Annotated in this window: 13 protein-coding genes; 12 read left to right on the top strand and 1 reads right to left on the bottom strand. The window is 46.5% G+C overall.

Annotated elements, in window-relative coordinates; genetic code table 11:
- The first annotated feature begins 154 nt into the window (after positions 1-154).
- Complete coding sequence (locus BUR09_RS13355) at positions 155-1,594, top strand: DEAD/DEAH box helicase (protein WP_084539486.1); 1,440 nt, start codon at positions 155-157, stop codon at positions 1,592-1,594.
- Between the two features lie 14 nt (positions 1,595-1,608).
- Complete coding sequence (locus BUR09_RS13350; protein WP_074217440.1) at positions 1,609-2,100, top strand: YajQ family cyclic di-GMP-binding protein; 492 nt, start codon at positions 1,609-1,611, stop codon at positions 2,098-2,100.
- Positions 2,101-2,378: 278 nt separating this feature from the next.
- Here the strand turns inward: BUR09_RS13350 and BUR09_RS13345 are convergent, their stop codons facing one another.
- Positions 2,379-2,753: a hypothetical protein gene (locus tag BUR09_RS13345; protein ID WP_074217439.1), complete on the bottom strand. Its 375-nt coding sequence runs from the start codon at positions 2,751-2,753 to the stop codon at positions 2,379-2,381.
- Between the two features lie 182 nt (positions 2,754-2,935).
- Here BUR09_RS13345 and BUR09_RS13340 point away from each other — a divergent pair, with 182 nt between their 5' ends.
- From BUR09_RS13340 to BUR09_RS13295, 10 genes are all read left to right on the top strand, one after another.
- Positions 2,936-4,882, top strand: coding sequence for an ATP-binding cassette domain-containing protein (locus BUR09_RS13340; RefSeq protein ID WP_074217438.1), 1,947 nt, complete (start codon positions 2,936-2,938; stop codon positions 4,880-4,882).
- 497 nt (positions 4,883-5,379) lie between these two features.
- Positions 5,380-5,664, top strand: coding sequence for a co-chaperone GroES (gene groES, locus BUR09_RS13335; protein WP_074217437.1), 285 nt, complete (start codon positions 5,380-5,382; stop codon positions 5,662-5,664).
- 39 nt (positions 5,665-5,703) lie between these two features.
- Positions 5,704-7,350 (top strand): chaperonin GroEL, encoded by a 1,647-nt coding sequence (gene groL, locus BUR09_RS13330; RefSeq protein ID WP_074217436.1) that lies wholly within the window; start codon positions 5,704-5,706, stop codon positions 7,348-7,350.
- Between the two features lie 162 nt (positions 7,351-7,512).
- Positions 7,513-8,193, top strand: a complete 681-nt coding sequence (locus BUR09_RS13325; protein WP_074217435.1) for a hypothetical protein — start codon at positions 7,513-7,515, stop codon at positions 8,191-8,193.
- 2 nt (positions 8,194-8,195) lie between these two features.
- The gene (locus BUR09_RS13320) at positions 8,196-8,972 is read left to right on the top strand and encodes a FlgO family outer membrane protein (RefSeq protein ID WP_074217434.1); all 777 of its coding nucleotides are present in this window, start codon (positions 8,196-8,198) and stop codon (positions 8,970-8,972) included.
- 205 nt (positions 8,973-9,177) lie between these two features.
- A complete protein-coding gene (gene rpmH / locus BUR09_RS13315) occupies positions 9,178-9,312 on the top strand; it encodes a 50S ribosomal protein L34 (protein WP_074217433.1) in 135 nt (44 codons plus the stop codon).
- Positions 9,300-9,686 carry a ribonuclease P protein component gene (gene rnpA, locus BUR09_RS13310; protein WP_074217432.1) on the top strand — a complete coding sequence of 129 codons (387 nt, stop codon included), beginning with the start codon at positions 9,300-9,302 and terminating at the stop codon, positions 9,684-9,686. The genes rpmH and rnpA overlap by 13 nt, the downstream gene beginning before the upstream one ends.
- Positions 9,686-9,934, top strand: coding sequence for a membrane protein insertion efficiency factor YidD (gene yidD, locus BUR09_RS13305; protein ID WP_074217431.1), 249 nt, complete (start codon positions 9,686-9,688; stop codon positions 9,932-9,934). Before rnpA ends, yidD begins: the two co-directional genes overlap by 1 nt.
- A gap of 16 nt (positions 9,935-9,950) precedes the next feature.
- On the top strand, positions 9,951-11,567 hold the full coding sequence (gene yidC, locus BUR09_RS13300; RefSeq protein ID WP_074217430.1) for a membrane protein insertase YidC: 1,617 nt from the start codon (positions 9,951-9,953) through the stop codon (positions 11,565-11,567).
- 42 nt (positions 11,568-11,609) lie between these two features.
- Positions 11,610-12,782, top strand: a complete 1,173-nt coding sequence (locus BUR09_RS13295; protein WP_074217429.1) for a Jag family protein — start codon at positions 11,610-11,612, stop codon at positions 12,780-12,782.
- Positions 12,783-12,798: the final 16 nt, after the last annotated feature.

Genomic DNA, 12,798 nt, shown 5'->3' with positions numbered 1-12,798 from the left:
GTTGGTGTCCAGATAAATCATGAGGCAGTGAAAGCGTTTCCGTAAGTAAATTGATACGATGTACACGGTAAAACATTGCGCTTAGCGATGCAGATGGGTATTGTTATGGGGTTGTACGAGGGCTTTGCGATTATCGTTTTTCAAGGATAGTACCGTGAGTTTTGCTCATTTTTCCATGCATCCTATGTTGTTGGATGCACTTTCTGCTCAGGGCTTTATAGAGCCTACTCCTATTCAGGATAAGGCAGTTCCACCCGCGCTAGCAGGGCATGACCTACTTGGGCTGGCTCGAACAGGCACCGGTAAGACTCTGGCGTATGTTCTGCCTTTACTGCACAAATTACTCACAAGTTCCGGTAACGGCGTTCGTGCGCTAGTTGTTGCTCCTACCCGCGAACTTGCTGTTCAGATTTTTTCTGATATTCAGCAGATGATCCGTAAAACAGACTTAAGCTGCGTCACTATATTTGGTGGTGTGGGACTGCACACCCAGCGGCAGCAGCTTAAAGGGGATGTGGACATTGTTGTTGCTTGTCCAGGACGTCTGCTTGATCATGTGCGCCGGAAATCTATCGACCTTTCAACTGTAAAAATGTTGGTGCTGGATGAGGCGGATATGATGCTCGATATGGGATTCATCGAAGATATCCAACACATTTTGCAGTTGACTGAACAACGTGACCAGACACTTCTTTTCTCTGCAACCATGCCGGAAGAGCTGGAGCAGATGGCAAAAGAGGCCATGAACAGTCCACTGCATATTCAAGTGGACACAATAGCGCCTGTAGCTAGTGTTTCCCACGCAATTTATCCGATCGCGCAGCATTTAAAAACGCCGCTGTTGAAGACAATGTTGCGTTTAATGGATTTCCAATCGCTTCTCGTTTTTGTCCGTACCCGCCACGGGGCTAAACGGTTGTGGCGGCAGCTTGGTAATGCAGGCTTTGCTGCAACGTGTCTGCAAGGGAAGTTGAGCCAGCGAAGGCGTCAGGAAGCCATGTGCGGGTTCCGCCGTGGTAAGTATGCAATCATGGTTGCCACAGACATTGCTGCCCGCGGGTTGGATATTTCTTGCGTTTCTCATGTTATTAACTACGATTTCCCGCCGACGGTGGATACATATATTCATAGAATTGGCAGAACTGGCAGGGCAAGTGCCACTGGCAGTGCGTTTACGTTTGTTTCACCCGAAGATGCGCCAATGATGAAAACATTGGAACGAGCTCTTGATGGTGATATTACATATTGCTACATGGACGAGTTTGATTACAGTGCACAGCGACGGAGCACAGCAGCAAAGCCGGCAAAGTTGAAAAAACAGCCGCGTCCGCAGCGTATTCGCAAAAAAGGTACGTTGCTCAGTGCGGAGCAGGTGACACCGCGGAATCGTCCAGCACGGCAGACAATGCCAGGACGTCCGCAGTCTCAGGCACGGATTATTTCGAAGCCGACAGAGAAAAAGACAAAGCAGGAAGTGCTCGATCTGCGTCCGGCTTCACGTACCACGATCAAGCAACCGCATTCGCCGCGTAAGCTTCAAAAGCTCAAAATAGAAGAAAAGAAATTTCAAGAAGCTGACGAAAGTCAGACATAGTAGGAGACTATACAATGCCATCTTTTGACGTAGTAAATAAAGTTGATTTGCAGGAACTTGATAACGCTGTGAACAACGTGAAAAAAGAAGTTGAAACCCGTTACGATTTCCGTGGCACTACAACTGAAATCAGTCTTGATAAGGGTAACAAACGCCTCAGTATCCTCGCAGCGGATGAACTTAAGATGAAAGCAGTGGCAGAAATGCTTAAAACTCACTGCTTGCGCCGAAAAGTTGACCCACAGGTTCTTGAGTTTAAAGATTCGGAACCAACCTCTAAAGGTGCACTTAAGCGTGAAGTTGTTCTTAAAGAGGGTATCGATAAAGATCTCGCCAAAAAAATGGTGAAAGAAATCAAAGCGTCCAAGCTTAAAGTACAGGCACAGATTCAGGATGATCAGCTGCGTGTAACAGGGAAAAAGCTTGATGACCTTCAGGCTGTAATCGCAATGCTTCGTGAAGGCGATTACGGTATTCCGCTTCAGTTCGTAAACATGAAAAACTAAGCTTTCATAAGGGGAAGCCTCCGGCGGGTCTGCGACGCTTTTTGTCTACGACGTCTGTCTCCGGCGGCTCAAGAACCTCGTTACTGGCTTGAATAGCAAAAAAAGGCTGTCCTATGTAATTAGGGCAGCCTTTTTTATTTTTAGCAAGGTAGTAGAGCGTAAGCCGTGATGTTGTGAAAACAACGGGCTGAACTCGCGAGTGAAAGTCTTTGGAGATTTTTAAGAACCCTTTCTACCGGCAGGTTCTTAAAGTCCCGCTGGCAAGCGCCGTCGGAGACTTACTCTTGTTCTTTAAGTTGTTGGATGAACAGCTGAAGATCATTGGGCTGTCCGGGCTGATGATCTTGTGGGTATAGTAGTGCGGACATGTAAAAGGGGGAGCCAATGCGCATGGATGTTGTGGCACTTTGCGAGAACCTGTTCAGCATGTGTTGTACTGGTGTGGCTTTCTCTGGAGGCATTTTTTTTGTTATGGGCTGCGAGAGATGTGCAAGGCCAGAAAGCAGGCGAGCTTTTTCTTCTAGGATACAGCGATAACGTTGTATTTGCTGCGGGTCGTGAGCCAGTGTTGCTGCGTGAGATTCAAGCTTTTCAATCTGCTCGGCCTGTTTTGAAAGCAGGGTTATGAGTTCATCCATGGGTTGCACTCGCATAGTGTTTCTTCCTCCTTTTGTAGAGAATGTAGCATCGAATTTTCGTTATTCCAAGGAGCAAGAAGGCTATGTGCTGTTTAGGAGGAGAAAATAGCATCTATACATTGCTTCCTTGCGAATTATTGTTCTCGCATATACAACACAGACCTGAATTTTATGTATGTTCGGTTTGGAGATAATATATGGCACTTTTAAGTATACAGAATGTTTCACTTACTCTGAGTGGTCCGGAACTTTTATCCGGTGTGAGCTTGCAGATAGAAGAAGGACAACGAGTTTGTCTGCTTGGTCGTAACGGCGCGGGTAAGTCTACCTTTATGAAGCTCATGTTTGGCGACATTAAACCTGATAGCGGTGTGGTTGCACGTCAGCAGGGCTTGAAAGTCGCAATGCTTTCTCAGGAAGTGCCTGAAGATATTACGGGCAATGTTTACAGCGTAGTTGCTTCCGGCATTGGTCAGCTTGGCGAGGCGTTAGCGGCATACCATGACGCATCTGTTTTACTCGATACTGGTAACGATGCCGATGCTGCTTTGGCTGCTATGTCCAAGGCACAACATGTGCTGGATGAAAAAGGCGGTTGGGAACTGCATCAGAAAATTCAGACAGTGATCAACCACCTGAAGCTGAATGCCGATGCTGAGTTTTCATCCCTTTCCGGTGGTGTGAAACGTCGCACTATGCTTGCCCGAGCACTTGCATCCGAGCCGGATTTGTTGCTGCTCGATGAACCGACTAACCACCTTGATGTGGAATCCATTACATGGCTTGAAGAATTTCTGCTGCGCTATGTGAAGTCTCTTGTTTTGATTACTCACGATAGGATGTTCCTGCGTAAGGTTGCTAACCGTATTGTTGAGCTTGATCGAGGACATCTTGCTGACTGGTCATGTGATTACGATACATTCTTGGAGCGCAAGGAAGAGGTGCTTCATGCGGAGGAAGAAGAATGGCGCCGCATGGATCAGAAGCTCAAAGAAGAAGAGATTTGGATTCGAAAAGGCATCAAAGCACGTCGAACTCGTAACATGGGGCGAGTACGAGCATTGCAGGACTTGCGTAAAGAGCGTGCTAAGCGGCGTGAGCGTTCCGGCAATGTCGGCATGGCTGTCCAGACCGCAGAGCGCTCCGGTAAAGTTGTGGTGAAGGCAGAGCACGTGACGTACACGTATCCTGATGCGTCTGAGCCAGTTATTAAAGATTTTTCTACGGTTGTTTCTCGTGGTGATAAGGTTGCGCTCATCGGCCCGAACGGTGTGGGTAAGACAACATTGTTACGGTTGTTACTTGGAGAGCTGACTCCGCAGGTGGGGAACGTACAGGATGGTACTAAGCTTGAAGTTGCTTACTTTGACCAACTACGAAATGTGTTGGATGAGAATAAGTCCGTTCGAGACAACGTAGCAGATGGTAATGATACCGTTGAAATTGCCGGTGTTCGTAAACATGTTGTCGGCTACTTAAAAGACTTTTTGTTCGATCCAGAACGTATGAACATGACAGTAAATACACTGTCCGGTGGTGAACGTAACCGTTTGTTGCTTGCGAAGTTGTTCACCCAGCCATGCAACGTACTGGTACTTGACGAACCTACAAACGATCTTGATGTGGAAACATTGGAATTGCTGGAAGCTCAGCTTGTAGAGTTTGCCGGAACAGTCCTTATTGTTAGTCACGACCGTGCATTTGTGAACAATGTTGTGACATCAACTCTCGCTTTCGAGGGCAATGGTGTCATTAATGAGTATGTCGGTGGATACGATGATTGGATTCGCCAGCGTCCTGACCTTGAAGTCGAGAAAGCTGCGAATAAGAAAGCAGCTCAGGAAAAAGCTGAGCCGAAAAAAGAATCTGCTAAGCCAAAAAAACTTTCTTATAATGAACAGCGCGAATTGGACATGCTCCGTAATGAGCTGGAAGAGATTCCAGCAAAATTAGAGAGCATGGAGGAAGAGCAGGCGGCTTTGGAAACAAAACTGGCTGATCCACAACTGTATGCTAACAGCCCTGAAGAGTTTGAGAAAACAACAGCCCGACTTGAAGCACTGGCTGAAGAGTTGGAAAGCGTCATGATGCGCTGGGAAGAAGCAGAAGCGCGCGCTGAAGAACTTTCGCAATTTGAAAAGTAGACGTGTATTCAGCGTTAGCAAATGCTGACAGAAATCAATGTCGTACGATTAATGCTTGTGAGTTTGTTGTGCTTACGCTATAGCCGTGCACCTGTTTAAGGGATTGATTGATTCATGTTGCTAACCGTTCGCAAAGAAATAGCATGCTCTAATATAGTCTAGAGTAGTGGAAAATGCGAAGGTAGCGTAAAAGTGTAGAAAAAATAAAAAGCTTAACGTTTTGTTTTTTCAGTAAAAAATGAAAAAGAGCGAAAAAAGATTACTTTGCCCCCTTTTCAATCATGAAAACCGATTTATACTCCCTGACAGTTTTGAATAAGTATGCAACTCGATGAAGCAAATTTCATCGAGTCTGATTTAAAAGTAATTGGTGGCTTCACCTTTTTTAACGTAATATGCTTGTTTTTAATAATATTACAGGTGAAGCACGAGACTGGCATTCTTCAATGTGTCAGTTGAGAATTTAGATAGTAACATTATGTTGGAGGTTTATACTTATGAATCTGAAGCCACTGAGCGATCGAGTTCTGGTAAAACGCCTTGAAGCTGAAGAGAAGACTGCTGGCGGTCTCTACATTCCTGACACTGCCAAAGAAAAACCTTCTCGCGGTGAAATCGTAGCTGCAGGTCCAGGTCGTGTTGAAAATGGTAACACCATCGCTATGACTGTTAAAGTTGGCGACGTTGTTCTCTTCAACAAATACGCAGGCAACGAAATCAAAATCGACGGCGAAGAATTCCTCGTAATGCGCGAAGAAGACGTTCTCGCAATTATCGCTTAATATTTTTCCCTCTCTTTAGATTCTTAGGAGATAAACAACATGGCAAAAGAAATTCTTTTTGACGTTAAAGCTCGCGAAAGCCTTTCTCGCGGTGTAGATAAACTTGCTAACGCTGTTAAAGTGACCCTCGGCCCTAAAGGTCGTAACGTTGTAATCGAAAAATCTTTCGGTGCTCCTGTTATCACTAAAGACGGTGTTTCTGTTGCTAAAGAAATCGAACTCGAAGACAAGTTCGAAAACATGGGCGCACAGATGGTTAAAGAAGTTGCTTCTAAAACTTCTGACATCGCTGGTGACGGTACCACTACTGCTACCATCCTCGCTCAGGCAATCTACCGTGAAGGTGTAAAACTCGTTGCTGCTGGCCGTAACCCAATGGCTATCAAACGCGGCATCGACAAAGCTGTTGAAGCTCTCGTAGGCGAGCTCAACGCTCTTGCAAAACCAACCCGTGATCAGAAAGAAATCGCACAGGTTGGTACCATCTCTGCTAACTCCGATGCTACCATCGGTAACATCATTGCTGAAGCAATGAGCAAAGTTGGTAAAGAAGGCGTTATCACTGTTGAAGAAGCAAAAGGCCTCGAAACTACTCTCGACGTAGTAGAAGGTATGCAGTTCGACCGTGGTTACCTTTCTCCTTACTTTGTAACCAACGCAGACAAAATGGTTGCAGAAATGGACGAGCCTCTCATCCTTATCTGCGAAAAGAAAATTTCAAACATGAAAGACATGCTCCCTGTTCTCGAACAGGTTGCTAAAATGTCCAAGCCTCTCGTTATCATCTCTGAAGATGTAGACGGCGAAGCTCTCGCAGCTCTCGTTGTTAACAAACTCCGCGGTACCCTTAACGTTGCTGCTGTTAAAGCTCCTGGTTTCGGCGAACGTCGTAAAGCAATGCTCGAAGACATCGCTATCCTCACCGGTGGCCAGGTTGTTTCCGAAGAAATGGGTGTTAAACTCGAAACCATCACCGTTGCAGAACTCGGTTCCGCAAAACGTGTTGTAATCGACAAAGAAAACACCACTATCGTTCACGGTGCTGGTAAAGCTGAAGACATCAAAGCACGCGGTAAAATGATCCGTGCTCAGATCGAAGAGTCTTCTTCTGACTACGATCGCGAAAAACTTCAGGAACGTCTCGCTAAAATCGTTGGCGGCGTAGCTGTAATCAACGTTGGCGCAGCAACTGAAACCGAAATGAAAGAGAAAAAAGACCGTGTAGAAGATGCTCTCAACGCAACTCGTGCTGCTGTTGAAGAAGGCATCGTTCCTGGCGGTGGTACTGCTCTTGTTCGCGTTTCCACTATTCTCAGTGAAGTAAAACCTGCTGACGACGATGAAGCAGCTGGCGTACGCATCATTAGCCGCGCTATCGAAGAGCCTCTCCGTCAGATCTCTGCTAACGCAGGCTTCGAAGGTTCCGTAATCGTTGAGAAAGTAAAAGACGGTAAAGACGGTATGGGCTTCAACGCTGCTATCGGCGAATACGAAGACCTTATCAAGTCCGGCGTTATCGATCCTAAGAAAGTTACCCGTATCGCTCTCCAGAACGCAGCTTCTGTTGCTTCTCTCCTGCTCACCACTGAGTGCGCAATTGCAGACAAGCCTGAACCTGCTGGTGCTGCAGCTCCTGCAATGCCAGGTGGCATGGGCGGCATGGGCGGCATGGGTGGCATGTACTAATCAGTACAGTCTTCCTAGCTATCTTGCTATTAAAGGCCGGAGCATTTGCTCCGGCCTTTTTTTGTGTGAAAACACTTTATTAAAGATACTGCGGCGTCTTCCGAAAAGTAGATAGAAAACGTCTTCGGGGACGATTTGTACTATTAACGTGAAGAGGCGCATATGCATAATGTTAGAAGAATATGGACAATTGCACTTGTGGTTGTTCTGGTATTTGCAACAGCAGGCTGTGTAAAAGTGAGGCGTAAGGCGACATTTGCGCGTACAACATCGCCCGTAGTTTACGAAGACTACGTTGCGGTTGATGATTGGAGCGAGTGGGCAGCTGAAATAGCTAATCATGTGGCAAAGGCCATTAAGGATAGACCTGATCTCGCGGGTAAACCTATTTACATGCGTCCGCTTAATGACCGTGCGTTTGATACAGGTTTTTACAGTCTGCTGCATACAGAGTTAATTAGTCGTGGACTGCAGGTTGCGGTGCAGCGTGAAGAAGACATGATTCAATTAAGCTATGCGACGCTCCCTGTTTCAACTGACCGTGGTGAACTCATGCAGGCAAGCAGTGACACTCATCTTATCGGTACTTCTGGAGCGGACACTCTTGAAGGACGCGGTTCCAGCAAAAATTCGAGTGCGCAGCTGTATGACAAGACCGGAAGTGATGAGGATAAGGCTGTAATCCTTTCTGTAGGTATGAGCTATAACAACCGGTATGTCATGCATGCTTCATCAGTTCTGCGTGTTGCGGAAGATCAGCAGGCGAACTTTGTTTCTCCATATGAGCGCGGATACCAGGTTGAAGAGTTTCCAGCCCGCACAATTAAGGTTACAGGAGAGTAAGCATGCGAAATGTACTTGTTCTTTTAGCGGTGATTACTTGTTTAATTCCTGCGGCAGCATTTGCAGAGCGTGGTAGTGTGTTACCACCTGCACCGGAAAAGATTGTTACTTTGCCGGAACTGCGCTTTGAACCTTCATCACTGTCTGCTGAAAACTTTATGGCAGCGGATGTGATCGCAGAGCAGATGAGCGGTAAGGTGAGCCGTAACAGTCCTGTGCTAATTGCTAGCATGGTGCAGTTAAGTGATTTCCGACATTCTTCAATGTTGGGACGGCTTGTTATGCAGCAGATATCTTCCCGCATCAGTCAATTTGGATACAGTGTGATAGAATCTCGTCTTAAGAAGGAATACTCTATCATTCCTAAAGAAGGTGAGTTTATTTTAACTCGTGATGTTTCTGAATTGATGAAAAAGGAATACAATGCACAGGTGGTGCTGGTTGGCAGCTATGTGCCTACACCGTATAGAGTGTATGTTTCGATCAGGTTGCTGCGTGTTTCTGATGGCGCTGTTATTGCTGCGCATGAATATACACTGAGGAATCGTCGTGAATTTGCAGTTCTGCTTCGCGAGGACAAAGGTGAGCAACGTGACTTGTGGGCTATGTTTAACAAGCGGCCCAATGCCTATGCACAGCAGGGTAGAAGAGAAAAAATTAAAAAGGGCGTAATGTTGTCTGCACCGGACATGATTAATCCTGTGGTGGATGATGATGTGGATATGACGAACTTTCCTGTTTTGAGTTCTCCAGCTACTGCTGATGATTTAGGAATGTAGTGGAAAAAAGCTATAATTGAGGGTTTATGCTTGATGGTACAAGCAAAACCCTCTATGTATACACAGCTGTTCGGTACTATATTTTGTTATTATTAGTCAGCTGCCGGTAAAATGGGGGCTGACGTTTTCTATGTTTATGATAAACTTGACGTGAACGCGTAAAGTCTGTAGAAGATGCCGTTCATTTTTTTAAAGGAGTCATCTCATGAAGAGAACTTACCAGCCAAGCAAAATTAAGCGCAAAAGAACCCACGGTTTTCGTGCTCGTCTCAAAACCGCTAGTGGTCGTGCGATTCTTCGTCGCAGACGCGCTAAAGGTCGTGCGAAATTATCTGCCTAACGTTCCCAAGAACACATCGGCTGACCCGGCGGCCTGAATTCGTAAAATGTTACGATGATGGTCGCCGATACTTTTCTAAAAATTTCGTCTTGTTTGTTTTAGAAAAGGAAGAATCACTTGCTCCGTGGCGAGTGGGGTTGGCAGTGACGAAGAAAACAGGATCGGCAGTACAACGTAACCGCGTCAAACGTGTGTTGCGCGAGTTCTTTCGACTGAATCAGCGGGAAATACCGAACGGCATTGATTTAGTTGTAGTGCCTAAACGCCGATTGGATCCTGAGCGTGTTGACCTACATTTTGTCACACAGGAACTTTTACCGATCATTCACAAATTACGTGAAAGGTCCGCTCAGGATGGGGAAGACGAAGCGTAATGAAGAAAACCTTCCGCACGCTGCTGGTAGCGCCTATACGATTTTACCAGCTCTGTATTTCGCCTCTTTTTCCGCCTGCCTGCCGCTTTGTACCTTCGTGTTCAGAGTATGCGGCGCAGGCCGTGATGCGCCACGGCTTTTTGAAGGGATCAGTTCTCGCCGGATGGCGCATTTTGCGTTGTAACCCCTGGTCTGCAGGGGGGCACGATCCCGTCCCGCCTTCCAAAGAAAAACATCCCTATGCATAGGAGCTATTGAGGGCCCATGGATAAAAACCGAGTCATAATTACCGTTGTGCTCTGTATGGTTATCACCGTAGGGTGGAACTACCTTGCTGAGTACATGGGATGGTTGCCACAGCCAGTACAGCAGACTGTGGTAGAAGAAACTGCAAATGCAGGTTCCACATCCCCTGCGAAGGTTCAGCCAGCACAAAACACACCGGCACCAGAACTGCCAGTTTTCAAAGCTGAAAACGGACGCACTGTTACTGTTGATACTCCTCTTTACACTGCCGTATTTCATTCTAACGGCGGTGTGCTGCAGAGCTTTGTTCTTAAAAATTACAAAGCTGAAAACACCCCGGATTCTCCAAAAGTTGATCTCATCGGCAAATCTGCCGCTGCATTTGCTCCCCTTGGCCTTCTTATTGATGGCGACCGGACTTGGGAAAAAGCAGCATGGAGCCTGAAAGGCTCTGATCTTACCTTAGATGAAGGTAAGAACGGCATGCTCGTGTTTGTTGGTGAAGTAGATGGTTTGCGTGTTGAACGCGAATTCTCATTTACAGCAGACAACTACACTATTACTGAAAAAACAAATATCATTAACGCAGGAAGTAACCCGCGTAATGTTCGATTGGACTACACTCTTGATGCCAACAGTATGACCGACGCTGGCAACCCGTACAACAAAACTCGTGTTGCATGGTTTACTGATACTGAAGGTCTTGACACTGAAGAAGATGTTGATGATCTCGGAACCGGCATTAGTAGCACTCTGCCTATGATGTGGGCGGGTGTGGAAAGCAACTACTTTATTGCTGCCATTGCACCAAAATCTGCTGATCTTGCTCTGAAAGCTAAGTACCAGAGCGGCGTGTACAGAATTGCACTTGAAAAAGACGGTATTGGTATTGCACCTGGTAACATGTCCTCTGCGACTGCTACCTACTACATTGGCCCTAAGATTTCCAAGTACCTTGCTGCTGCTCCTAATACTCTGAGTGCGGCAGAAGACTACGGTTTCTTTACTATTCTCGCAGTGCCAATGCTCAAAATGATTAATTTCTTTGAGCAGTACGTAGGTAACTACGGTGTAGCGATTATTCTGCTTACCATTCTTATTAAGATTGCATTCTGGCCACTGTCTCGTAAGAGCTACAAATCTATGGAAGCTATGAAAAAGCTCCAGCCAATGATGCAGAAGATTCGCGAAAAGTATGCAGACGATCGCGAAAAACAGAATCAGGAAGTTATGGCATTGTACAAAACCTACAAGGTAAATCCTGTAGGCGGCTGTCTGCCAATGATCATTCAGATTCCAGTATTCTTCGGTTTGTATCAGGCGTTGCTTAACGCAATTCAGTTGCGTCATGCTTCATTTATTGATTACCTGCCGTTCACAAACATGCCTTGGCTTTCTGACTTATCTGCACCAGATCCATACTACATCACTCCTATTGTGATGGGTGCAACCATGCTGCTCCAGCAGCTGCTCAGCCCGAGCACCGGTGATCCGACTCAGCGCAAGATGATGCTCATCATGCCAGTAGTCTTTACGTTTATGTTCTTGAACTTCCCATCCGGTCTCGTGGTGTACTGGCTTGTAAACAACGTGCTCTCCATCTTCCAGCAGTGGCTCATGCTACGTAAGGCGTAACGCCTCTGTTTTAGAAACGCGATTACCTTTTGAGGTGTATGCATGGATGGATACAAAGAGTTCAAGGGTAAGACCCTTGACAACGCTATTGAGGAAGCGTGTCGCTACTTCAATAGTCCTCGGGAAAAACTGGAAATTGACCTCATTAATGACGCAAAGACCGGTATTTTTGGTTTAGTTGGGGCAAAAAAAGCTAAGATTAAAGCTCGAAGAATGCAGGTGCAGTTTGATACTCAAACCCTGTCAGCCCCGTTAGAAACTTCCCGACGCCCTAAGAAAAGTGCCGCATCGGTTACGGCGGAACCTGAAACCGAGCGCAAGACTGAGAAGCCGAAACAGCAGGAACGCCCGAAAAGGCGTCCAGAAAAAACTCAGTCTGTTAAACAACAAAAAACGAAAGAAAAGCCTGAAGCATCTCCTGAAGAAGCTCAGGCTGCAAAACCAAAGCAGGAACGTGGACGCTCCCAGCGCTCTAAACAGGAAGGCAGTCGTGGTCAGAAAAAACAGACCCAGAAGCCTTCTGAGAAGCCTCAAGGTGCTAAACCTGCTCGTAAGAAGCACGAGGTAAGTGAAGAGAAGCTGGAAGGGCAAAAGCGCAGTCGTAATGGTCAGCGCCGTCGTCCGCAGAAACAGCAGGCTCCAAAATCGGAAACTGCTCCGGCTCCTAAAAAACAGCGTCCGGCTCCAAAACCGGAACCTGTTATTGAACCGGTTAAAGCGGAACCGATCCCTGAGGCAAACCTTGATGAGCTCGATCAGGCCGAGCTTTTGAAGGTCGTAACAGAAGTAGTAAACCGCCTTATTACTCCTGTAATCGGTGAGACTCCGGTAGAAGCCCGCATCGAAGACGGACGTGTAAAAGCTTCCATTTCAAGCGGTGATAACTCTGGACTCCTGATTGGTCGTGAAGGCCAGACACTTGCTTCATTCCAGTACCTTGCAAACCGTATTGTCGCTAAGATTTTCGGTGTTGCAGTACGAGTACAACTGGATACTGGCGACTACCGCGAGCGTCAGGATGAAAAACTGCGTGATATCGCTCTTCACTTGGCTGAAAAAGCTAAGAACATGGGCAAGCCGCAGTCTACCCGTCCTCTCAGCTCCTATCATCGCCGAGTTGTTCATCTTGCTTTACAGGAAGATGATGAAATTCAGACTCGTAGTAAAGGTGATGGCCCGCTTAAGCGTGTTATCATCAGTCGCAAACGCAAATAGCGTTTTTGACGATACA

This window comes from Halodesulfovibrio marinisediminis DSM 17456 (assembly GCF_900129975.1).
Classification (GTDB): Bacteria; Desulfobacterota; Desulfovibrionia; order Desulfovibrionales; family Desulfovibrionaceae; genus Halodesulfovibrio; species Halodesulfovibrio marinisediminis.
Note: the sequence above shows the minus strand (reverse complement) of the source record. Positions and strands in the feature narration are given on the sequence as shown.